The organism is Zavarzinia marina, from assembly GCF_021568905.1.
In the GTDB taxonomy this organism is placed as follows: domain Bacteria; phylum Pseudomonadota; class Alphaproteobacteria; order Zavarziniales; family Zavarziniaceae; genus Zavarzinia; species Zavarzinia marina.
Window position 1 is genome coordinate 221,103 of record NZ_JAKGSB010000004.1, and the last position, 21,981, is coordinate 243,083.

Annotated in this window: 18 protein-coding genes; 9 read left to right on the forward strand and 9 right to left on the reverse strand. The window is 69.3% G+C overall.

Annotated elements, in window-relative coordinates; genetic code table 11:
- Positions 1–98: 98 nt before the first annotated feature.
- Positions 99–1,736, forward strand: a complete 1,638-nt coding sequence (locus L2U69_RS12360; RefSeq protein ID WP_236107314.1) for a sensor histidine kinase — start codon at positions 99–101, stop codon at positions 1,734–1,736.
- 18 nt (positions 1,737–1,754) lie between these two features.
- Here the strand turns inward: L2U69_RS12360 and L2U69_RS12365 are convergent, their stop codons facing one another.
- The 4 genes from L2U69_RS12365 to L2U69_RS12380 all read right to left on the reverse strand — a co-directional run bounded on the left by L2U69_RS12365 (position 1,755) and on the right by L2U69_RS12380 (position 5,855).
- The gene (locus L2U69_RS12365) at positions 1,755–3,683 is read right to left on the reverse strand and encodes a bifunctional diguanylate cyclase/phosphodiesterase (RefSeq protein WP_236107316.1); all 1,929 of its coding nucleotides are present in this window, start codon (positions 3,681–3,683) and stop codon (positions 1,755–1,757) included.
- Positions 3,684–3,686: 3 nt separating this feature from the next.
- On the reverse strand, positions 3,687–4,616 hold the full coding sequence (locus L2U69_RS12370) for an alpha/beta hydrolase (RefSeq protein ID WP_236107318.1): 930 nt from the start codon (positions 4,614–4,616) through the stop codon (positions 3,687–3,689).
- A 79-nt stretch (positions 4,617–4,695) separates the two neighbouring features.
- The gene (locus tag L2U69_RS12375; protein WP_236107320.1) at positions 4,696–5,391 is read right to left on the reverse strand and encodes a LysE family transporter; all 696 of its coding nucleotides are present in this window, start codon (positions 5,389–5,391) and stop codon (positions 4,696–4,698) included.
- On the reverse strand, positions 5,388–5,855 hold the full coding sequence (locus L2U69_RS12380) for an Lrp/AsnC family transcriptional regulator (protein ID WP_236107322.1): 468 nt from the start codon (positions 5,853–5,855) through the stop codon (positions 5,388–5,390). Before L2U69_RS12380 ends, L2U69_RS12375 begins: the two co-directional genes overlap by 4 nt.
- 275 nt (positions 5,856–6,130) lie before the next feature.
- Here L2U69_RS12380 and L2U69_RS12385 point away from each other — a divergent pair, with 275 nt between their 5' ends.
- From L2U69_RS12385 to mtgA, 4 genes are all read left to right on the forward strand, one after another.
- Positions 6,131–6,904, forward strand: a complete 774-nt coding sequence (locus tag L2U69_RS12385; protein ID WP_236107324.1) for a ferredoxin--NADP reductase — start codon at positions 6,131–6,133, stop codon at positions 6,902–6,904.
- 133 nt (positions 6,905–7,037) lie between these two features.
- Positions 7,038–8,555, forward strand: a complete 1,518-nt coding sequence (locus tag L2U69_RS12390; RefSeq protein ID WP_236107326.1) for an alkaline phosphatase family protein — start codon at positions 7,038–7,040, stop codon at positions 8,553–8,555.
- Between the two features lie 80 nt (positions 8,556–8,635).
- Positions 8,636–11,668, forward strand: coding sequence for a coiled-coil domain-containing protein (locus L2U69_RS12395; RefSeq protein ID WP_236107327.1), 3,033 nt, complete (start codon positions 8,636–8,638; stop codon positions 11,666–11,668).
- Positions 11,669–11,680: 12 nt separating this feature from the next.
- A complete protein-coding gene (mtgA, locus tag L2U69_RS12400) occupies positions 11,681–12,367 on the forward strand; it encodes a monofunctional biosynthetic peptidoglycan transglycosylase (RefSeq protein ID WP_236107329.1) in 687 nt (228 codons plus the stop codon).
- 6 nt (positions 12,368–12,373) lie between these two features.
- On the opposite strand, the gene L2U69_RS12405 is transcribed toward mtgA, so the two are convergent.
- Genes L2U69_RS12405 through L2U69_RS12425 form a run of 5 tightly spaced genes read right to left on the reverse strand, consistent with a single transcriptional unit; the run spans position 12,374 to position 17,123 of the window.
- Positions 12,374–13,051 carry an ABC-type transport auxiliary lipoprotein family protein gene (locus L2U69_RS12405; protein ID WP_236107331.1) on the reverse strand — a complete coding sequence of 226 codons (678 nt, stop codon included), beginning with the start codon at positions 13,049–13,051 and terminating at the stop codon, positions 12,374–12,376.
- Positions 13,048–13,947 carry an MlaD family protein gene (locus L2U69_RS12410; protein WP_236107333.1) on the reverse strand — a complete coding sequence of 300 codons (900 nt, stop codon included), beginning with the start codon at positions 13,945–13,947 and terminating at the stop codon, positions 13,048–13,050. Before L2U69_RS12410 ends, L2U69_RS12405 begins: the two co-directional genes overlap by 4 nt.
- Positions 13,948–13,963: 16 nt before the next feature.
- On the reverse strand, positions 13,964–14,782 hold the full coding sequence (locus tag L2U69_RS12415; RefSeq protein WP_236107335.1) for an ABC transporter ATP-binding protein: 819 nt from the start codon (positions 14,780–14,782) through the stop codon (positions 13,964–13,966).
- Position 14,783: 1 nt separating this feature from the next.
- Positions 14,784–15,956, reverse strand: coding sequence for an ABC transporter permease (locus L2U69_RS12420; RefSeq protein ID WP_236107337.1), 1,173 nt, complete (start codon positions 15,954–15,956; stop codon positions 14,784–14,786).
- Between the two features lie 60 nt (positions 15,957–16,016).
- Positions 16,017–17,123: a DUF2336 domain-containing protein gene (locus L2U69_RS12425; RefSeq protein ID WP_236107339.1), complete on the reverse strand. Its 1,107-nt coding sequence runs from the start codon at positions 17,121–17,123 to the stop codon at positions 16,017–16,019.
- Between the two features lie 240 nt (positions 17,124–17,363).
- On the opposite strand from L2U69_RS12425, the gene L2U69_RS12430 reads away from it, so the two are divergent.
- From L2U69_RS12430 to L2U69_RS12445, 4 genes are all read left to right on the forward strand, one after another.
- Positions 17,364–17,747 carry a c-type cytochrome gene (locus tag L2U69_RS12430; RefSeq protein ID WP_329605398.1) on the forward strand — a complete coding sequence of 128 codons (384 nt, stop codon included), beginning with the start codon at positions 17,364–17,366 and terminating at the stop codon, positions 17,745–17,747.
- Positions 17,748–17,831: 84 nt separating this feature from the next.
- Positions 17,832–18,809 carry an N-acetyl-D-Glu racemase DgcA gene (gene dgcA, locus L2U69_RS12435; protein ID WP_236107341.1) on the forward strand — a complete coding sequence of 326 codons (978 nt, stop codon included), beginning with the start codon at positions 17,832–17,834 and terminating at the stop codon, positions 18,807–18,809.
- The gene (locus tag L2U69_RS12440) at positions 18,806–19,912 is read left to right on the forward strand and encodes a M14 family metallopeptidase (RefSeq protein WP_236107343.1); all 1,107 of its coding nucleotides are present in this window, start codon (positions 18,806–18,808) and stop codon (positions 19,910–19,912) included. Before dgcA ends, L2U69_RS12440 begins: the two co-directional genes overlap by 4 nt.
- Positions 19,913–20,015: 103 nt before the next feature.
- The gene (locus L2U69_RS12445; protein WP_236107345.1) at positions 20,016–21,968 is read left to right on the forward strand and encodes a PhoX family protein; all 1,953 of its coding nucleotides are present in this window, start codon (positions 20,016–20,018) and stop codon (positions 21,966–21,968) included.
- The last annotated feature ends 13 nt before the right edge of the window (positions 21,969–21,981 follow it).

Sequence of the window (21,981 nt, forward strand, 5' to 3'; positions counted from 1 at the left end):
GTGGTTGTGGGATCGAAAGCTTGAGCGCATCCCCAAAGGCCCCCGGCGAGTCTGCGCCCCCCCGGCCGGCGGCAAACGGGAAACACGAGCCTCACGGCGTGGTGGAGCGCGGCCACGCGCTGGTCGACGGTATCGCGCGGGCGGGACGCAAACCGCGCACCATCCTGCTGTCGATCATCGTGCTGCTGTTCGGCGCCGGCATCTTCACCTGGGCCTCCCTGACCTGGGCGGGCCACGACCGCGCCCTCAGCCAGGCGCGGGACGAGGCCCGCCTTCTTTCGCGCGTCGTCGACGAACATTTCCAGTGGACCATCAAGGGCTCGGACCTGGTGCTGCGCCAGGCGGTCGAAATGGTCGCGGACGACGGGCTGGACAGTCTCTTCGCGACCGAGACCAAGCGCCTGCGCCTCATCTCCATGGCCCGGCTGCTGCCCCAGATCGGTTCGCTCTGGTTCTTCGACGACCGCGGCCGCGTGGTCTATTCGACCAGTCAGGGGCGCACGCCGCCGGCCGATTTCGCCGACCGCGACTTCTTCAAGGCGCATCAGAACGGCGCCGATTTCTTCATCACCCCGGCCAACCGCAGCCGCCTGACCGATACGGTCTATTTCAGCGTCAGTCGGCGCCTGATGCGCGGCGGGCGTTTCGCCGGCGTCGTTCTCGCCGCCATCGACATGCGCTATTTCGCGGCTTTCCACGGCGGCCTTCGCGTGCCCTCGACCACCGCCCTCGAATTGTTCCGCACCGACGGGCGGCTCGTCGTGCGCTGGCCGATCAACGACGACATGGTCGGGCGCGATTTTCTGGAGACGCCGTTCTTCCGCGATCACCTGGCGGCGGACGTCGAGGCGGGCGCGGTGGAAGCACCGGCCATCGTCGGCGATGCGCCCTCGATCATCGCCTATCGGCGCATCAAGGGCCTGCCCCTGGTCACGCTCGCGACGATCGACCGCGAGGCGGCCTTCGCCGACTGGCGCGCCGACACCGCCGCCGGCCTGGTCTTCATCCTGCTGGCCGGCGGGCTGATCGGCGGCCTGACCCTGTTCGGGCTGCGGGCCATCGACCGCGAGGAGGCGACCCGGGACAATCTGGCCGCGCGCACCGTCGAACTCGAGGAGGCGCTGGCCTCGCGCACGCTCCTGTTCAAGGAGATGCATCACCGGACCAAGAACAATCTCCAGATCGTCTCCAGCCTGCTGTCGCTGCAGGCGGGCCAATACGGCGATCCCTCGCTGCGCCAGGGCTTCACCGACACGGTGAACCGCATCCGCGCCATGGCCCAGCTTCACGAGCAATTGTACCAGGGCGGCGAGATCACGGCGGTCGACTGCGGCGCCTTCCTGCGCTCGATCGGCGAGAGCCTGACCGGCGAGGGCGCCAGCCGGGGCCGGATCGACCTCGATCTCGATCTCGAAAGCGTGAGCCTGCCGATGGATCGCGCCGTCCCCCTCGCCCTGATCGCCAACGAACTGCTGACCAATGCCCTGAAGCACGGTTTCGCCGAAGGGCGCGGCGGCCGCATCCGCATCGCGCTGCGCCGGACCGAGAGCGGCATCGAACTGGTGGTGGCCGACGACGGCGCCGGCTTCACGGAAGAGACGGCGCCGAGCGAGAAGGCCCGCAGCCTCGGCATGCGCCTGATCCGGGGTCTGGCGCTGCAGCTGAAGGGCACGGTCGACTTCGCCAGCCCCGGCCCCGGCCAGGGCACCACCGCCTGCCTGCGCATGCCCGCCTGAGGGGCGGGCGAGGCCGGCTCAGATTTCGAGGTTGGCCTGACCGGGATTTGCGGCGAGGCGTTCGACCCCCGGCCCGATGGCGAGCGTCGCCCCCATGGAATTGAAGTAGAGCCGGGCCTGTTCGGTCGATTCGACGCCGCTGACCAGCACCGGGTTGTTGGTGGCGCGCAGGCGCTCGATGAACTGGCGGACGATCAGGGGATCGCGCTCGATCAGCTTGCCGAGACGCTGGGATTCGAGAACGAAGCCCGCCAGCCCTTCCTGACGGCCGGTGACGCCCCGCGCGTCGAGATCGTTGAGCGTGATCCAGGCGCCCCGGCAGAAGGCCTTGATCCGGCGCAGCATGGATTGCAGGCGTTCGCCGGAAATCTCCGGCGGCAGGTCGCCGACGATGGCGAAGAGCCGGATCCGCGCGGCGGGCGGCAGGGACGAGGCCAGCGCCGACAGGCGGTCGGCGGTGGAGGTGTGGAGAAGACTGTCGTAGCCGACCGGCACCAGGATCGAGAGGCTGAGGTTCTCGCCCGAGAGCAATTGCTCGACCACCCGGCCGAGGAGGGCGACGTCGAATTCGCGCTTCAGCGACGGCGACAGCAGGTGACGTTTCTGGATCCAGGCGATCCAGCGTTCGGACCGATCGTCGAAACTGGCGACGGCCTGGCGCGCCGGCCCCAGGTCGCGCCCGCGCACCGGCCGGAACGCCGCCGTTCCCTCGTCCAGGATGTCGGCGATGATGGTGTCGATCTGATGCTCGCCGTCCTGATGGCCCCGGATCAGTTCCACCAGGCGTTCGACGACGACGCCCGGCGCATTGCCGCGCGGCGCGGTCACGGCCTCGTCGTCGGCATCGACCATGATGGCGGCGCCGAAGGCTTCGAGCGCGGCGACCGCGCCGCCCTCGCCGATCAGGCGGTGGCGCGCGATCTGGGCGATCGTATGCATGCGCGTCAGCGCATCCTCCGCCGTGCCGGAGGTGAGCAGCAGGACGACCACGGTATCGCTGCGCACGGCGGCGAAGAGTTCGCCCGGGCGCAGTTCGCCCGACAGCGCGCCGACGGCGGCAAGGCGCGCACGTTCCAGGGTATCGCGCCAGATGGAGCCGAGGTTGCGCGCCATCTCGTCGTCCGCGACGATCTCGAGAAGACCGATGGCGACCGGCATGCGGTCGCGCTCCACCTTCTTCAGAAGCGTCTGTTCGAAGATCTCCATGCGCGTGCCGACCGGACTGTCGGGCGGGCGCGGGCCGTTGGCGGCGGACGCGCGCAACGCCATCACGCGGAACGGCCGGCCGCGATGGTCGATGCCCCGCGACATGCGCACCGCGGCGGACCGGGCGTTGGCAGCGGCGCCGATGAAGGTCGCGGCGCCCATGGGCTCGCGCTCGCCGGGGGGAAAGCGCAGCTCCATCACCTTGTCCACCGGGGTGCCGACGATCTCGTCGGCGTCGATGCCGGTCATGCGGGCGAAGGCGGCATTGGCCGTGACGATGCGTTGCTCCTCGTCCAGGACGGCGACCCCGTCGTGGAGCGCGTCCATCAGGATGGGCAGCAGGCGTTCGGGCGCGGGTGGAACCACGGTGGTGGCGCCGCCGCCGACCGCGACCGGCGAGGATGCGATGAAACCCGACGCTTCGCCCACCACGCAGCGCACGCCGCCCTCGCCGTCCGGCTCGACCGAGACCAGGGCATCGAAGACATTGCCCGAATAGCCGTAGACGCGGACCGGCAGCGGTTCCTGTTCGTTGCCCTGTTCGACCGCGCGGGTGATGCGGTCGACGGTCGAGCGATCGCTCCACGGCCCGAAGAGAATGGCGACGGTCTGGCCCACGGCCTCTTCCGCCGGCCAGCCGGTGACGCGGGAGAAGGCCGGGTCGACCTCGGTGATCCGGCTGTCGAAGCCGGTGGTGAGGCGCAGGTGGGCGGCGGTGGAAACGGCGGCGGACGCGGGCATGGATCAACCGAACATGGTCTTGAAGGTGCGGTCAAGGAAAGCCGTCACCTGGTCCACCCATTGCTCGCGCAGGAGGCGGTAGGACAGGGCGTGGGCCCCCCAGGGCCCCGCTTCGACGATCAGCGGGTCATGGACCGCCGGCGCCGGCGTCGCCCAGAGGGCGGCGGCTGGATCGGCGGCGGCCAGCGCCTCGGCATCGGCGAAGGGCACGATGGGATCGCCCAGGGAATGGATGATCAGATAGGGCCGCGCGCCGAGACCGGCGACGACGTCGATCGCCCGCCCCGCCTTGTCCGCGAAGCCCCAGAGGTTGCGCGCCCCCCACAGCACGGCATCGACCACGGGCGCGGGCAGGCCGCTTTCGGCCGCGACGCCGCGCGCCGTGACCGGGGCCGCCACGGCATAGGTGTCCATGGTGATCAGGGCTTCGATGCGGGGATCGGCGGCAGCGGCATAGATCGCTGCATTGCCGCCCATAGAGACGCCGAGGACCGCGACCCGGCGCCCGGGGTGGCGGGCCTTGATCCAGTCGACGGCGGCGACCACGTCCCTGCCCTCGTCCGGGCCGAAGCTGGGCGGCCGGGGACCGGCGCCGGACTCGCCGTGATTGCGAAGATCGAGGGCGAGGACGGAATAGTCCCGGCCGAGGAGGTCGCGCATCATGCCGTAGAAGCCGACGTATTCGTCGCCCCGCGTGCCGGTCGCGCCATGGACCAGCACGACCGTCGCCTTGGGCGCCGCCGCCTCGGCGGACCAGGCGACCAGGGGCACGCCGTCGGCGCTTTCGAAACGGACCTCGGCCAGCGGCAGGTCGGCGGGCGGCGGCGGCACCGGATTGCGGTAGGCCGCGAGCAGCACGGCCGGCAGGACGCCCAGCACCACCACGGGCACCGCGACCGCCAGGACCGCCAGCAGAACCACCACGCGCTTCATCGTCTTCCCCCGACCGGGACGAATCTCCCTGCCAGGATGAAGACTCAGGGCACGGCGCTACTCAAGCCCCATTGCCCCCTCAGCGGGCGAGACCCTGCCACAGGGCGGAGAGGCCGAAGACCACCAGCACCACGCCCGAAAGCCGGTCGATCCAGCCCAGCACCGCAGGGCGGAGCCAGCGCCGGGCCCCGCCCGCCGCCGCGACGATGGTCCATTGCCAGGTCAGCGAGCCGAGGCCGAGACCGATCACCGTCGCGGTCGCGGCGGCGGGACCGGCCGCGGCCGCCAGCCCGATGCCGGCAAAGGCGCCGGCGAAGGAAATCACCGTCAGCGGGTTGGTCAGGGTCAGGCCGAGGGCGGAGACGAAGGCCGGCAGCACATGCGCCCGCGCGGCCGGCCCGGTTTCGCCGGGCGCCATCTCACCGGGCGCCGTCTCACCGGTCGCCGTCTCACCGGTCGCCTGGGGCAGGGCTGCGCGCCGGCCCGCCGCGCGAAAGCCCCCGATTCCGAGCCAAATCAGGATCCCGCCGCCGATGATGCCGAGCCAGCGCGCCTGATCGACCAGCACGGCGGTGACCGCCGAAAGCCCGAAGGCGGCCAGCGCCGCATAGATCGAATCGGCGGCAGCGGCGCCGAAGCCGGTGGCGAGACCGACCGCGAGCCCGCCCCCGACCGTGCGACGCAGGATGAGGAGGGAGATCGGCCCGACCGGCATGGCGATGAAGAAGCCGAGGGTGAAGGCACTGGCCAGAAGGCCGACGGGCAGGTCGCTCACGGCGCATCCCCCGCCGCGTTCCCCACCGGCAGGGCTGTCGTCTCCTTCACGGTGGAGAGCGCGAGCTGGGTTTCGCTGCGGGCGATGGTGCCCGTCGCCTTCAGGCGCTTCAGAAGGGCTTCGAGGCCAGCGACGTCCGCGACCCGGACCTTGAGGAGGTAATTGGCGGCACCCGTGACGTGATGCGCCTCGAGCACGGCGTCGTCGCCCGCGACATGGGCGACGAAGGCCGCCTCGTCCGCGCCCGGCAGCAGGGTGACGGTGACGAAGGCGGCGATGCCGAGGCCGAGCGCCAGCGGATCGGCCAGCGCCACCGTGCCCCGGATGACGCCGCGCGCGGCGAGCTTGCGCACGCGTTCGTTGACGGCGGAGGTCGAAAGCCCGACCGCCTGGCCCAGCTCGACGATGCCCATGCGGCCGTCGACCTGCAGCCGCGCAATTATCGCCCGATCCACGGGGTCCATCATATTTTCACTACTTTCATGAAAAATTTTTTCAATAACAAAAAATTACCGCAAAACAATGGTTCCCCCATATGGAGGATAATGCGGCAATTTTTCCGTTATATTTAATTTATAAAGGAATTTTTTTCGTTCAATACCGAATTTTCCGGAACAATCATGAATTGACGCGGCAATCAGCCGCCCCCGGGGAGAGGTTGCGGCCCGGGCCTTATATGGCTATGCCATCTCACCGCGTTTCGGCGGCAGCGTTCGGCCGCCCGTTCGAGAGACAAGTCATGAGCAATCTGAACCGAGAGCGGGTGCTCAGCGTTCATCACTGGACCGACCGTCTGTTCTCCTTCACCACCACGCGCGACATGTCGCTGCGCTTCGTGAACGGCCAGTTCACGATGATCGGGCTGGAAGTGAACGGAAAGCCCCTGCTGCGCGCCTATAGCGTCGTCTCCGCCAATTACGAGGAGCATCTGGAGTTCCTGTCGATCAAGGTGCCGGACGGCCCCCTGACGTCGCGCCTCCAGCATATCCAGGTGGGCGACACGATCCTGGTCGGGCGAAAGCCCACGGGCACCCTGATCGCCGACAATCTGCTGCCGGCCCGGCACCTCTATCTGCTGTCGACCGGCACCGGCCTCGCGCCCTTCATGTCGATCATCAAGGATCCCGAGGTCTACGAGAAATACGAGAAGGTGGTCCTGGTCCACGGTGTGCGCCAGGTCGCCGAACTCGCCTATCAGGCGCTGATCGAGAAGGACCTGCCGGACAACGAGTTCTTCGGCGAGATGGTCCGTGACAAGCTGATCTATTACCCGACGGTGACGCGCGAGCCGTTCCGCAACCAGGGCCGCCTGACCGATCTCATCAAGTCGGGCAAGCTGTTCTCCGACGTCGGCCTGCCGCCCATGTCGAAGGCGGACGATCGCTTCATGATCTGCGGCAGCCCCGAGATGCTGACGGACATGGTGAACCTGCTGACCGAAGAGGGCTACGACGAAGCCAGCTTCTCCAAGGCCGGCCACTACGCCATCGAGAAGGCCTTCGTCGAGAAGTAACCCAAGCGCGTCGTCCCGGCGAAGGCCGGGATGACACTCTTTGCCACGCGCCCTTTGCCGAGCACTCTTTGCCCGACAGCCGTCACGCCCTAAAAGGGGGGAACGCCCCAGTAGTCCCCCAGCGTGGTGCCCCATGTCCGTCGAGAAACCCAACGTCCTCCTGATCACGGCCGACCAGTGGCGGGGCGAATGCCTCGGCGCGCTGGGGCATATGGTGCGCACGCCCAATCTGGACTGGCTGGCGGCCGACGGCGTGCTGTTCCGGCGCCATTTCGCCAGCGCGACGCCCTGCGGGCCGAGCCGGGCCTGCCTGCTGACCGGCATGTATCTGATGAACCACCGCTCGGGCACCAACGGCACGCCGCTCGACGCCCGCTTCACCAATGTCGCCCTGGAGGCGCGGCGGATCGGCTATGCCCCCGCCCTCTTCGGCTATACCGACACCTCCCATGACCCGCGCACCCGCCCGCTCGACGATCCCGCCCTCGCGACCTACGAGAGCGTGCTGCCGGGCTTCGATCCCGTGTGCTGGCTGCCGGAGGATCCGAAGGCCTGGACTCATTGGCTGCGCAAGCAGGGCGTGCCCGTGCCGGACGATGATCTGGACGTCTATCTGCCGATCGACGGCTATCCGGGCGCCGAGGGCAAGGGCCCCAGCTATCCGCCGCCGATCTATGGCGCCGAACAGTCGAACACCGCCTTCCTGGCGGGCGAGGTGCTGGACCATCTGACGGCATGGGGCGACGACAAGCCCTGGTTCGTCCATCTGTCGTGGCTGCGCCCGCATCCGCCCTGGGTGGCGCCCGAGCCCTACAACACCCTCTATGACGCCGATGCCGTGCCCGGCTTCATCCGCCGCGACACCCGCGAGACCGAGGGGCGGCAGCATCCCTGGCTCGCCTTCCAGGGCGCCCGGCCGGGCTTTCGCGCGCCGGACGACGACCTCGCGCTCCGCCAGTTCAAGGCCACCTACTATGGCCTGATGAGCGAGGTGGACGACCAATTGGGCCGGATCGTCGACTGGCTGAAGGCGAACGGGCAATACGAGCGCACCCTGATCGTCTTCACCTCCGACCATGGCGAGCAGATGGGCGACCATTGGCTGATGGGCAAATCCGGCTATTTCGACCAGAGCTTCCACATCCCCCTGATCGTGCGCGACCCGGCCCGCGCGGCCGACGCGGCGCGCGGCGCGGTGGTCGATCGCTTCACCGAATCCGTCGACGTCACGCCGACCATCCTGGACTGGCTGGGGCTCGAGGTGCCGCTGACCTGCGACGGCCGCAGCCTGGTGCCGTTCCTGCGCGGCAGGCCCATGCCGATCTGGCGCGACGCGGTCCACTGGGAATACGACTTCCGCGACGTGCGCTCGGCGGCCCCCGAGACGGATCTGGAGCTTTCGCTGGAGACCAGCAATCTCGCGGTCATCGCGGACGAGGCGTTCAAATACGTCCATTTCGCCGGGCTCGATCCCCTGCTCTTCGACCGCGCGGCCGATCCCGGCGAATTCACCGATCTCGCCGCCGATCCCGCCCATGCCGCGACCCTGGCGCGCTATGCCGGGCGCATGCTGTCGTGGCGCATGGGCCATATGGACCGCACCCTCACCCATTGGCATCTGGGCGAAGGGGGGCCGGTCTTTCGGCGTTGAGGTCGCCTGGGGCACGGTGCGCCCGGTAATGCTAGACTCCCGCGACCATTGACCTGCCTGATTCGTCCGACGAGGAAGCCATGGCGAAGCCGCGCGACAGCCTCCTGCCCGTGCCGACCGAGGTGCGGGAAGCCACGGCGAGCCCGCCGCCCCTGAACGAAGCCTCCCTGAGCGGCCTGATCGGCTGGGCCTTCGTCTTCGCCGTCTCGGTCGGCTGGCTGGCCGCCGTCGCCACCTATCTGGGCGACATCGTCGGCTTTTCCGCCCTCGGCGGCCTCGCGCCCCACGAATTGGCGGCGGTGCTGACCGGCGTCTTCGGGCCCATCGCCCTGATGTGGCTGGTCGCCCTGATGCTGGATCAGCGCGCCCGCGTGCTGCGCGCCCTGAGCGGGCCGGCCGTGCCCCGCCGGGCCGAGAGCGCCGCCGCCCCCCTCGCCGGCATCGGTGCCGCCGACACCGGCAAGCACCTGAAGGCGGAGGTCGACAACATCCGCCTCGCCACCCTCGAGGCGCGGGAGGCGACGCGCGATCTGGTCACCATCGTCGCCGCCCGCACCGAGGATCTGCGCAAGGTGATGCAGGAGGCGCGCGAAGCCCGCAGCATGATCGGCGGCGCCCTCGACGCGCTGTCCAGCGCCACGCGCTCCACCTCCGACACGCTGGCGGGGGCACTGACCGCGATCGAGCAGCAGCTGGACCAGCGCCTGTCGCGCCTGACCGACAGCGCGCGCTCCGCCGCCTCGGCCGCCGCCGCCGCCTCCGCCGACCTGCAGCGACAGGCGGATTCCATGCTGGCGGCGGGCGATGCCGCGGCCGAGAAGGCCGACGGCGCGACGGCGCGCCTGCGCCAGATCGGCACCGATCTCGAAACCGCCGCCAACCGTCTGACCACGGCGGCGGAAGAAGCCTTCACCGCCCAGACCGCGCGCATCGACGCCGTCGACAATTCGCTGGCCCGGATCGGCGAGGTGAACGCCAGCCTGGACGAGAGCATCGCCAACGCGAGGAACGGCATGCTGGGGCTGGAGGATTCGGCCGGCGGCATCGCGCGCCGCCTGTCGACCGCGACCGATGCCCTGGCGACCGAGAGCGAGCGCCTGAAGGATCTGGCCGAGGCCAGCCAGGCGGCCATCACCATGGCCGCCGGTTCGACCTCGCGCGCCGGCCAGACCGTGAACGAGGCGACCGACACCGCGCTCGCCAAGCTGCAACAGACCGAGCGCAACCTGCGCGGTCTCGTCACCGCGACCCAGAGCGAGCTGGGCCGCGCCGTGACCGATTTCGCGCAATTGGGCGAGACGCTGCGCCGGAGCGCCACGGAACACAGCGAAATCACCAATGCCGCGACCCAGAAGGCGACCATCGCCCGCGACCAGCTGCGCCGGGTGGCGGAGGAGATCGCGGCCGCCGGCAACGAAGCCGCCTCGCGCTCCCATGCCGCGGCCGACGCGCTGCGCATCAGCGCATCGGCGCTGTCCACCAATTCCGATGCCGCCCTCGACAAGATCGGCGACGTCGGCCAGGGCTTCGACGCGCTGGCGACGCGGCTGCGCACGGCGGTCGACGATGCCCAGGCGCGCGGCGGCGAAGCCAGCCGCATCGCCGCCGAGACGGCGCGCGAACTGGCCCGCGCGGGCGAGAAGCTGAAGGACGAATTGCGCGGCATGGAAGCTTCCATCGACGAGCATGCCCGCACCCTCGAGACCGCCGCCGGGCGCGCCGCCGGCTCGATCGAGGAAGCGGGCCGGCGCTTCGACGCCCAATCGGCCAATCTCGAGGAAGAGACGGTGCGCGCCGTCGGCACCGTCGACAATGCGGTGAAGACCCTGGCACGCCAGGGCACGGACGTGATCGCCGCCGCCGACAACGCGGTCCAGCGTCTGGCGACCGTGGTCACCGGCTTCCGCCAGCGCGCCGATGCCCTGGCCGAAAGCGCCACCACCGCCGAACGGCGCCTGAACGAGAGCACCCAGGCCCTGGACGGCCGCGCCCGCGAACTGGTGATCACCGCCGATACCGCCGGCGGCCGGGTGGAACAGGCCGCCGACATGATCGAGCGCCGGGGCCGCGACCTGGAGAGTGCGGCCGAGCGCGCCAGCGCCCGCATCGATGCCGCCGTCGGCGCCATGCAGCGCCAGGGCGACATCATCACCGCGATCGCCGACCGCGCCACCCACGAGACGGGCAAGGCGGGCGAGAGCCTGGACGAGATCGGCATCGCCGTCGACGAGCGGATCGCCGCCGCGCGCGCCCATGTCGCCGAGGCGGAACGCCAATTGGGCACCTTCGCCGCCCGCCTCGACGCCGCGACCCAGGACACGGTGGGCAATCTGAACCTGCTGATCGAGACCATGGAGCGCGACGATGGCAATCTGGCGGTGCAGGCCAAGGACGCCATCTCGAAACTGCGCGAGATGGGCACCACCATCGCCTCGGAACGCCAGGCCCTGGTCGAATCCTCGGCCAAGAGCCGCGACGAGCTTGAGACCGCCATCGTCATGGCGACCAAGCGCGGCGCCGAACTGAAGGCCCTGGCGGACGAGACCGCCATGGCGCTGGGCCAGATCGCGCGCAATCTCTCGACCGAGACCCAGACCCTGTCGGGCCGCGCCGACGAGGCCCGCCGCCTGATGGGCGATCTGGTCGGCGCCATGCGGGCCGAGGTCGAGTCGCTGGGCGAGACGGCGGGCGAGATCGAGCTGCGCCGGCGCAACATCGACGAGACCGACCGGGTCCAGCGCCGCCAGCAGGCGGTGAAGGCCTCGGCCGCCGTGATCGAGGGGCTGAACGGCCTGTCCGTCGACCTGGCCCGCACCCTGGACGAGGACGTGCCGGAAGACGTCTGGCGCCGTTACCTGGGCGGCGAGAAGGGCGTCTTCACCCGCCGCCTGCTGGGCGCGCGAAGCCGCGACGGCCACGACACCATTGCCGCCAAATACCGCGAGGACGGCGAATTCCGCACCTATGTCGACCGCTTCATGCGCCAGTTCGACGAATTGATGCGCCTGTCGTCGGAAGTGGACGACGAGGACGTGCTGACCGCGACGCTGCGCTCGTCCGACATCGGCAAGCTGCACCGCCTGCTGGCGGGGGCGCTGGGGCGGGAACACTAGGCGGCACACGCCATGCGCGGCTTCCTGAAGCGCCTGCGCCGCCATCTGGTGCTCACCGCCTTCGGGATCCTGGTGCTGTTGCCGATCGCCACCACCCTGATCTATCGGGTGGTGCCGGTCCCCGTGACGCCCCTGATGGTGATCCGCCTGTTCGAGGGCGAGGGGTTGGACCACGACTGGGTCGCCTACGACCGGATCGCCCCGGTCATGGTGCGTTCGGTGATCGCGGCGGAGGACGCCAAATTCTGCAGCCACCAGGGCTTCGACTGGGACGCCATCGGCGACGCCCTCGAATCGGCGGAAGACGGCGGGCGCCTGCGCGGCGGCTCCACGATCAGCCAGCAGACGGCGAAGAACGTCTTCCTCTGGCCCGACCGCTCGTGGCTGCGCAAGGGTCTCGAAGCCGGCTTCACGGTGCTGATCGAAGCCGCCTGGCCCAAGCGCCGGATCCTGGAGATTTATCTGAACTCGGTCGAATTCGGCCCCGGCGTCTACGGCGTCGAGGCGGCGGCGCGCCATCATTTCGGCGTCGCCGCCGCCGACCTCTCGCCCCGCCAGGCCGCCCTCCTCGCCGCCGTGCTGCCGAACCCGCGCGAGCGCTCGGCGGCGAAACCCTCCGCCTATGTCAGCGGCTACGCCGGCCGCATCCAGGCCCGCGCCCGATCGGTTACCCGTGCGATGATGCCGCCTTGCGAATAGGCGGGATCACAGCAGCTTGCCCTCGTTCGGGTTGCGCTGGGAGAGGGCCCATTCCACGACGGCCTTCATGGTGGCGCCGAGGACGCTGTCGAAGCCGCGGATGATGGTGTCGATGTCGTTGGCGTCGAGCTGGGCTTCGCGGTCGAAGGATTGCGAGGCGACGATGATCTGCTGGGGCTGCAGGATCATCTTGGCGCTGAGGCGGACGCGGATCACCGGCGGCGAGCGCAGGCCGTCGCGGTATTCCGCCTGGAACTCCCGCAGTTCCGAGGTGAGCTGGAAATCGGCGCGCAGCCCCACGGCCTGGCGGCCGACGGCGACGATGCGGTTGGAATTCTCGAAGGATTCGACCAGCAGGGTCTGCACCATGCGCGGCGCCCGCTCGGCCCAGCGCGCGCTGTCGAAATACTTCACCTCGGTCGAGGACGGCATCAGGGCGATGAAATCGGTGTCGATGGCGCGCGATGCCAGCGGTTCCTCGACGACGAGCTGCCACTGCGTGTTGACGCCGGGGCCGATGTCCTTGGCCGACGTCAGGGTGAACAGGCGCGGGGTCGAGGTCGCGGCCCGGAACAGGCTGCCGCAGCCGCCGAGCGAGACGGCGATACCGGCCATCGAGGCCCCGGTCAGCGATGCCCTTCTCAGCAGGCCGCGGCGGGTGGTCGGAACTCGAACGTCGATCATCGGGGCGCATACTCCGGTCGCTGGGTGCCGAGGAGGAAGCGGGACGGATCGCTCTCGAGGCGTTCCGCCACCCGTTCCAGGGTGCCGACGAGACGTCGCGCCTCGGTGATGAACTTGGCGAATTGAGTCAGGCCCTCGGCCGCGAATTCGTCGATGGAGCGCCGGTTGCTGACCACCAGGTCGCTGAGGGTGCGGGCGAAATTCTCGATCGAGGCCATGGCCTTGCGCCCGTCCTCGGTGATCGAGGAGATGGCGCGGGCGGCATCGGCGATCGAATTCGAGACCACGTTGACGTTGTCGATGATCTCCTGGATCTCGCCCGATTTCGCCGCGATGGCACCGGTCACGGTCTCGATGTTGGCGAGCGTGCGGGCGACCGATTCCTGGTTCTCCGGGCCGACGAACTGCTTCGCCTCCTCCAGCAGTTCCGCGCTGTGGCGCAGCACCTCGGGCAGGGTCGCGATCACCTGGGCGAGGCCGCCGGTCCGGCTTGGAATGACCGGCGGGCCGCCTTCGGCATGGGGGTTCAGCAGGGGGCTCTGCCCGGTGCCGGCGGTCATCTGGACGTAGGCGATGCCGGTGATGCCCTGGGACTCGAGCTTGGCCACCGTGTCCTCGCGCACCGGCGTGCCGGTGGCGACGTCGATCTCCACCTTCACCCGGCTGGGATCGTCGCGGTCCAGGGTGATCTTGCCGACGGAACCGACCTTGATACCGTTGTAGCGCACGTCCGAGCCCGCGCCCAGGCCGTCGACGGCGCCCGAGAAATAGATGATGTAACGATCGAAGGCCGGCGCCCGTCCCGCCCCCGCCAGCCACAGCGCGAAGACGAAGCCGCCGATCAGCAGGGCGAGCGTCAGGGAGCCGATGAAGAGATAATTTGCGCGGGTTTCCATCTGCGTGTCGCTTTCTTCAGCCCTCGAGGCGCGCTTCGTTGCGTGCCTTGGCGTCCAGGGCCGCGCGGCCCCGGGGCCCGTGGAAATACTCGACGATCCAGGGGTGGGTCTGTTGCAACATCTCTTCCATCGTGCCGACGACCATAACACGTTTTTCGCCGAGAACGGCGATGCGGTCGCAGACGGTGGCGAGCGTATCGAGGTCGTGGGTGACGAGGAAGACCGTGAAACCGATGGAATCCCGCAGATCGGCGATCAATTGATCGAAGGCGGCGGCACCGATCGGATCGAGGCCCGCCGTCGGCTCGTCCAGGAACACGATCTCGGGATCGAGGGCGAGCGCGCGGGCGAGCCCGGCGCGCTTCTTCATGCCGCCCGAGAGTTCCGAGGGATATTTGTCGCCGGCTTCCGGCGGCAGGCCGGCGAGCGCGATCTTCAGGGCCGCGATCTCGTCCAGGATCGGGCCCTTCAGGCCCAGATGCTCCTTCAGCGGCACCTGGATGTTCTGGGCGACGGTAAGCGAGGAGAACAGGGCGCCGTTCTGGAACAGGATGCCCCAGCGCTGTTCGACCTTGCGCCGCTCGACGGCGGGCATGCCGAGGATCTGCTTGCCGAAGACCTCGATCGAGCCGGCGGCGGGCCGGTTCAGCCCGACGATAGTGCGCAGCAGGACCGACTTGCCGGTGCCCGAGCCGCCGACCAGGGCGATGATCTCGCCCCGCCGGACGTCGAGGTCCAGCTTGTCGTGGACGACCTGCCGCCCGAAGGCGTTGCGGATGCCGCGCAGGCGGATGATGGGCTGGCCCCTTTCGGCCGGGCTGCCGTTGTCCGCCATGTCAGATCCCGACCGTCGCGAAGAAGATGGAGAAGGCGGCGTCGAGCACGATCACCAGGAAGATACCCTTCACCACCGACTGTGTGGTGCGCTGGCCGACGGATTCCGAACTGCCCTCGACCCGCAGCCCCTCGAGGCAGCCGACGACGGCGATGGTGACGGCGAAGAAGGGCGCCTTGACGATGCCGACGGCGAAAGTCTTCCAGGAGACGGAATCGGCCAGCCGGTTCATGAACACGTCGGGCGGAATGCCGAGCACGCCCCAGGACATCAGCATGCCGCCGGTCAGGCCCATCATGTCGGCGAAGAAGGCGAGGCACGGCAGCATGATCATGAGGGCGAGGACGCGCGGAACCACCAGGACCTCGATCGGATCGAGCCCCAGGGTGCGCATGGCGTCCACTTCCTCGTTCAGCTTCATCGAGCCGATCTGCGCCGTGAAGGACGAGCCGGAGCGCCCGGCGATGACGATCGCGGCCAGCAGAATGCCGAGTTCGCGCAGCACCGAGATGGCGACCAGATTGACGACGAAGATCTGCGCCCCGAACATCGCCAACTGGTCGACGCCCTGATAGGCGATGACGATGCCGATGAGGAAGGAGATCAGGCCGACGATCGGCATGGCCTCCAGCCCCGCCTTCTGCGCCTGGGCGAAGGTCGAGGTCAGGCGGAAGCGCCCCGGATGCAGGAACACGAGGCGGAACAGGGCCGCGATGGTCTCGCCGAGGAAGGAGATCAGGCTGAGCGATTCCTTGCCCGCCAGACTGACGGAGCGCCCGAAACCGTCGATCATGCGGGCGATCCGGCCGTGGCCGCGCGGCTTTTCCGGCACCGGGCGGTCGGCCTTGGCGACCTGGCCGAGCAGGACCTCGTAGTCCTCGTTCACCCCGGTGATCAGGGGTTCGCCGCCCGCGCGCTGCCAGCGCGCGGCGGTCCGGTGCACCAGCCATGCGCCGACCGTGTCGATCGCCTCGACCGCCGAGAGGTCGATTTCGAGGGCGCGGCCGCCGACGGGGCCCCCGCCCTTTCGCGATTCGCCCGGCAGCGCGGTCAGCGCGCGTTCGAGGCCGGCGACATTGGCGACGACCCAGCGCCCCGACAATTCCGCCCGCAGCCCGCCCTGGCGGTCGACGAGGCGCAGCAGGCCGGAAGCATCCACTCTAGTCGCTGACATGCGGGAAAATCCGAAACCAATGAAGACGATGAAATGCAGGGCTGCTCAAATCGCGGCCGATCAGAGGGTGTTGGCCGCCGGGGCGGGCCCCCGGCCGATCTTGGTGATCATATAGTCGACGCTCTCGGTGTCGACCCTGTCGCCGAAGCCGGTCAGAATCCGCTCGATCACCAATTCGCGGTAGTGTTCGCGGGCGCCGGGAGCGTCGCGCAGCTCCGTCTCCTCGGCCGCGATCAGGGCGACCCGGGCCAGGGGCAGTTGCGCCTCGGGCATGCCCGCGACGGAGAACAGGCGCGCGACGCCGGTACCGCCCGGATCGCGGATCAGGGACGCCGCATTGTCGGCGGCAATCCCGGCGCGGAGCGCCAGCGCCGTCTCGAAGAACAGATAGTCGCCCATCAGCAGGGCGCGCATGATCAGCGTCGGCGTCAGGCGGCCCGAACGGTGCAGGTCGGCGATGAAGCTTTCCAGATCCTGACCGATGCCGTGGGGCAGCATCAGGGTGGCGCGTTCCCGGCTCTGCAGGGTGAGATCGGCGAGCATGTCGGGATCGAGGGCGCCCCGCCCCGACAGGTGACGGTGAAGCTGCTCCGACACCATCGCCATCAGCTTGGCCGCCACCCGGACCGGCAGGCCGCCACGCCCGGCCAGCGGTTCGGCGACGCGGCTGATGGCGCCATAGCGATCGGCCACCCGGTCGAGGGAGGCGTCGGAAATCGCGGCCCCCGGATTGCCCACCAGCCGCGCGACCGCGCCGATGTCGCCGCGCTCGATCAGAGCTTCGGAAAGATTGGCGGAAATGCTGGCGCGTCCGGCGATCGCCGAAAGCCCGGCGGACGACGTGGCGAGAACGAGGCCGAGCAGGTCCTCGTCCGTCAGCACGGAAGAAGCCTCGAGCACCGGCAGCGCCACGTGATCGACGTCGCTGGCCAGTTTGACGGCGATGTCGTGGGGCAGGTCGTCGGCGTCCTTCATGGTGGCCGAGAGGGCGGCGCGCACCGCCACCGTCGCCTTCTTCGCGATGGTCCGGAACAGGGCCTCCGCCGCCAGCCGCGCCTTGGGATCCAGGGTGCCGTCGCGCCAAGCGGCGGCCACCAGTCGCGTCGCCTCGGCCTGACGGTCGGGGGACGGATCGGTCAGCAGAGCCTGCAGATCCAGTCGCGTCATGACGGGCTCGGACACCTTCACCTCTTCCTGCGGCCTTTGCTTCTCGCGGCCTTCGCCTCTTGTCGCCTCGCGGCGGAGGTCCTCGCCACGGACCCCCTCGCCAAGCCGGCAGCACCCTTATTGGACGGTCCTACCATAGCACGGTGGCGCGATGCCGCATGGACGACAAGGACCAATGTGATCAAAAAATGCGACCACAGGGCCGACATTGCCATCAAATCGCGACTGGATTTCGACATCATGCACATGAAACGCCTTCTGGCCCGTATGGCACCGCTGGCCCTCGCATTGGTCACGGCCGCGTCCGCGCAGGCCGCCGACACCAAGAAGGGCGCGATCATCTTCAAGCGTTGCGCGACCTGCCACACCCTGGACGCGGGCGGCCCCAACCGCGTCGGCCCCAATCTGCACGGCGTCTTCGGCCGGGCGGCGGGCACCGCCGAGGGCTTCACCTATTCGAAGGCCATGGCCGCCAGCGGCATCACCTGGACCGCCGAGACCATCGCCGAATATGTCGCCAGCCCGAAGGCCATGGTGCCCGGGAACAAGATGGCCTTCGTCGGCGTGAAGAAGGAAGACGAGCGCGCGGACCTGATCGCCTACCTGGAAGAAGCGACGAAATAGGCTTTCGCGCTTCGCCGCCGGCCCGGTTAAGCTGCGGCCCCGTCGGGGCACGGGCCCTGCACGCAGCAGGGCTCGGAGTCATCGATGGAACTCACCGTCGCGATCGAACGCTGGCCGATCGCCGGAACCTTCCGCATCGCGCGGGGCGCCAAGACCGAAGCCGCCGTCGTCACCGCCCGCCTGTCGGACGGCACCCATGTCGGGCGCGGCGAATGCGTGCCCTATGCCCGCTATGGCGAGACGGTCGAGGGGGTTGCGGCCAGCCTGAGGGCCCTCGCGCCCGCCGTCGCCGCCGGCCTCGACCGCGCGGCGCTGCAGGATCGCCTGCCCCCCGGGGCCGCGCGCAACGCGCTCGACTGCGCCTTCTGGGATTTCGCGGCCAAGACGTCGGGCCGCAGCGCCGCCGAACTGGCGGGCCTGCCCGCGCCCGGGCCGGTGACCACCGCCTATACCCTCAGTCTCGAGGCGCCGGCGGCCATGGCGGCGGCGGCCGTCGCCGCGCGGAAGCCCCTTCTCAAGCTGAAGCTCGGCGGCGACGGTCTCGATCTCGAACGGGTGGCGGCGGTCCATGGCGCCTGCCCCGACTCCCGCCTGATCGTCGACGCCAACGAAGCCTGGACGCCGGCCCTTCTGCTCGACCAGGGGCCGGCCATGGCCGGCCTCGGCGTCGCGCTGATCGAACAGCCCCTGCCGGCGGCGGCGGACGCGGCGCTGGCAGGGATCGACAGCCCCGTCCCGCTGTGTGCCGACGAATCCTGCCACAGCAGCGCCGATCTGCCGCGCCTCGCCCGGCTCTACAGCCACGTCAGCGTGAAACTCGACAAGACCGGCGGCCTGACCGAGGCGATCGCCCTGACGCGGGCGGCAAGGGACCTGGGTCTCGGGGTCATGGTCGGCTGCATGGTCGGGACCTCGCTGGCCATGGCGCCCGCCCTCCTCCTCGCCGGCGCGGCCGATTTCGTCGATCTGGACGGTCCGCTGCTGCTGGCGCGAGACAGGGTGCCCGGACTTCGCTACGAAGGGGCAGTGATCCGACCGGCGGAAGGGGATCTGTGGGGATGACGCACGGCGACCGTCCAGGCCAAGCACATCCGGGCCATTGGCACTTCAGCGCCGATTACGCGACGGCGCGGCGCCGCCTGATCGCGGCCTGTGCCGAGGCGGGTTTCGCCCTGGAAAGCCATCGCCATCCCCTGCGCGGCCCCGATGGCGGCACCCTCGCCACCGACGTCGTCCGCGTCGGGCCGATGTCGGCGCGCAGGCGCCTGGCGGTGGTCGCCGGCACCCACGGCGTGGAAGGCTATTTCGGCGCCGCCGTCATCCACGGGCTGATCGCCGACGGCCATCTGCGCGCGCTGCCGCCCGATTGCGCCGTCGTTCTGATTCACGGCCTCAACCCTTACGGTTTCGCCTGGACCCGTCGGGTGACGGAAGACAATGTCGACCTCAACCGCAATTGGGTGGATTTCGGCCGCCCACGGCCCGACGCGCCGGACTATGCCGCGATCGCCGACGCCCTGCTGCCCGCCGACCTCGAGCCCCCGACCCTGGCCCGATCCGACGGCCGCCTTCAGCGCTTCGCCCGCGAGCGCGGCTTCTTCGCCCTGCAGGAAGCGATCACGCGCGGCCAGTACCAATGGGACGACGGCCTCTATTTCGGCGGGCGCGGCCCGACCTGGTCGCGCCGGCGCATGGCCGAGATCGCGGCGCGCCATCTGGCCGGGCCCGGCCATGTCGCGGTGGTCGATTGCCATACCGGCCTCGGCGGCCACGGCAAGGGCGAGCTGATTTCGATCGCCGCCCCCGACAGCGCCGACTTCGTCCGGGCGGAACATGTCTTCGGGCCCGGCGTGACCTCGACCCTCGCCGGCAATTCGGTCTCCGCCCATCTCATGGGGTCGCTGGACGAGGGCATGGCGGAACTGGTCGGGCCGGCCGATCTGACCTTCGTCGCCCTCGAGGTCGGCACGCGGGACGGCCAGACCGTGATCGCGGCGCTGCGCGACGACAATTGGCTGCACATGCGGGGCAATGCCGGCGGCCCCCTGGCCCCGGCGATCAAGGCCCGCCTGAAGGACGCCTTCGCCCCCGAGGACCCGGGCTGGCAGGACCGTGTCCATGCGCTCGGCGTCGGCTGCGTGACGCGGGCCCTGTCACGCATCTGATCCGGCCCGGATCCGGCCGGCACCGATCGCGCCATTGTCACGCCCAGGTCATCGACCTTGTTTAGAACAGCAATCGCCAAATCCTATTTCAGGGAGCCCAGCGATGCTGTCTCGCGAACGCGTGCCGGCGGACATGATCGTCGGCGATACCGACGACCTGCCGTCCAACGAATCGACCGCCACCCCCTTCGCCGCCGTCCTCGAGGAACGCCTGTCCCGCCGCGGGATGCTGGGCCTCGGCGTCGCCGCCACCGCCCTCGGCGTGTTCGGCGGCTTCCGCGCGCGGACCGCCGCCGCCGCCGAAGCGGAAATTCCGGCCTCCAGCCTGACCTTCAAGGAAGTGCCCCATCTCCTCGACGAGACGATGCATGCGCCGGAAGGTTACGAGGCGCAGGTGCTGATCCGCTGGGGCGACGCGGTGCTGCCCGGCGCGCCCGCCTTCGATCCGCTGAAGCAGACCGCCGAGGCCCAGGCCAAGCAGTTCGGCTACAACAACGACATGATCGCCTGGTTCCCCCTGCCCTACGGCAGCAAGACGGCGGACCACGGCCTGCTGGCGATCAACCACGAATATACCGATCCGCACATCATGTTCCCGGGCTTCGCCGACGAGAAGGCGGCCTATAAGGACACGACCAAGGAACAGGTCGAGGTCGAGCTGGCCGCCCATGGCATCTCGGTCATCGAGGTGAAGCGCGAGGGCGACGCCTGGAGCGTGGTGCCGGACAGCAAATATGCCCGGCGCATCAACCTCCTGAACAGCGAGACCCTGCTGTCCGGCCCCGTCGCCGGCAACGACAAGGTGAAGACCTCGGCCGATCCGAGCGGCACCAAGGTGATCGGCACGATCAACAATTGCGCCGGCGGCTGGACCCCCTGGGGCACCTATCTGTCGGGCGAGGAGAATTTCCACCAGTACTTCAGCGGCGCGACCGACGCCCCGATCCACACCCGCTACGGCGTGAAGGGCAAGCCGGAATATCCGTCCTGGGGTGCCCATGTCGATCGCTTCGACGTGACCAAGGAGCCGAACGAGCCGAACCGCTATGGCTGGGTTCTCGAGGTCGATCCCTACGACCCGGAGGCGACGCCGAAGAAGCGCACCGCCCTCGGCCACTTCAAGCATGAGAACGCGACCTCGGCGCTCACCGCCGACGGCCGCCTCGCGGTCTATTCGGGCGACGACGAGCGTTTCGAATACGTCTACCGCTTCGTCACCAAGGGCAAGGTGAACATGGAGGACCGCAAGGCCAATGCGGATCTCCTCGACGAAGGCACCCTCTATGTCGCGCGCTTCGACGCCGACGGCACGGTCACCTGGATGCCGCTGGTGTTCGGCGAAGGCCCGCTGACGGCGGAGAACGGCTTCAACTCCCAGGCCGACGTGCTCCTCGAGACGCGCCGCGCCGCCGACCTGCTGAAGCCGACGCCGATGGACCGTCCGGAGGACGTCGAGACCAACCCGGTGACGGGCAAGGTCTATATCGCGCTGACCAAGAACGACCGCCGCACGCCGGATCAGGTCGATGCCGCCAACCAGCGCTTCAACAACGTCTTCGGCCACATCATCGAAATGGTCCCGCCGACCGTCGACGGCAAGGTCGACCACGGCGCCGACACCTACGCCTGGGACATCTTCATCCGGGGCGGCAATCCGGGCAGCAAGTCGGCCGGCGCCAAGTTCGGCCCGGGTACGTCCCCCGACGGCTGGTTCGCCAATCCGGACAATTTCGTCTTCGACAGCCAGGGCCGTCTCTGGGTCCTGACCGACGGCTTCCCGGATTTCGACGTCGCCGACGGCCTGTGGTGCTGCGACACCGAAGGTCCCGCGCGTGGTCAGACCAAGCATTTCTTCGCCGTGCCGAAGGGCGCTGAAATGTGCGGCGGCGCCTTCAATTCCGACGATACGGCGATCTTCCTCTCGATCCAGCACCCGGCCGAGGATTCGATGTATGACGCGCCCTCGACCCGCTGGCCCGACTTCAAGGACGACATGCCGCCCCGCCCGGCGGTGGTGGTGGTCACCAAGAAGGGCGGCGGCCTGATCGGCGCCTGATCCCGCAGCAGAC

Excerpts from the sequence above, each read along its gene's own strand:
- L2U69_RS12365 (WP_236107316.1), bottom strand. The coding sequence starts at position 3,683 with ATGCCCGCGTCCGCCGCCGTTTCCACCGCCGCCCACCTGCGCCTCACC.
- L2U69_RS12370 (WP_236107318.1), bottom strand. The coding sequence starts at position 4,616 with ATGAAGCGCGTGGTGGTTCTGCTGGCGGTCCTGGCGGTCGCGGTGCCC.
- L2U69_RS12380 (WP_236107322.1), bottom strand. The coding sequence starts at position 5,855 with ATGGACCCCGTGGATCGGGCGATAATTGCGCGGCTGCAGGTCGACGGC.
- L2U69_RS12385 (WP_236107324.1), top strand. The coding sequence starts at position 6,131 with ATGAGCAATCTGAACCGAGAGCGGGTGCTCAGCGTTCATCACTGGACC.
- L2U69_RS12390 (WP_236107326.1), top strand. The coding sequence starts at position 7,038 with ATGTCCGTCGAGAAACCCAACGTCCTCCTGATCACGGCCGACCAGTGG.
- L2U69_RS12395 (WP_236107327.1), top strand. The coding sequence starts at position 8,636 with ATGGCGAAGCCGCGCGACAGCCTCCTGCCCGTGCCGACCGAGGTGCGG.
- mtgA (WP_236107329.1), top strand. The coding sequence starts at position 11,681 with ATGCGCGGCTTCCTGAAGCGCCTGCGCCGCCATCTGGTGCTCACCGCC.
- L2U69_RS12405 (WP_236107331.1), bottom strand. The coding sequence starts at position 13,051 with ATGATCGACGTTCGAGTTCCGACCACCCGCCGCGGCCTGCTGAGAAGG.
- L2U69_RS12410 (WP_236107333.1), bottom strand. The coding sequence starts at position 13,947 with ATGGAAACCCGCGCAAATTATCTCTTCATCGGCTCCCTGACGCTCGCC.
- L2U69_RS12415 (WP_236107335.1), bottom strand. The coding sequence starts at position 14,782 with ATGGCGGACAACGGCAGCCCGGCCGAAAGGGGCCAGCCCATCATCCGC.
- L2U69_RS12420 (WP_236107337.1), bottom strand. The coding sequence starts at position 15,956 with ATGTCAGCGACTAGAGTGGATGCTTCCGGCCTGCTGCGCCTCGTCGAC.
- L2U69_RS12425 (WP_236107339.1), bottom strand. The coding sequence starts at position 17,123 with ATGACGCGACTGGATCTGCAGGCTCTGCTGACCGATCCGTCCCCCGAC.
- L2U69_RS12430 (WP_329605398.1), top strand. The coding sequence starts at position 17,364 with ATGCACATGAAACGCCTTCTGGCCCGTATGGCACCGCTGGCCCTCGCA.
- dgcA (WP_236107341.1), top strand. The coding sequence starts at position 17,832 with ATGGAACTCACCGTCGCGATCGAACGCTGGCCGATCGCCGGAACCTTC.
- L2U69_RS12440 (WP_236107343.1), top strand. The coding sequence starts at position 18,806 with ATGACGCACGGCGACCGTCCAGGCCAAGCACATCCGGGCCATTGGCAC.
- L2U69_RS12445 (WP_236107345.1), top strand. The coding sequence starts at position 20,016 with ATGCTGTCTCGCGAACGCGTGCCGGCGGACATGATCGTCGGCGATACC.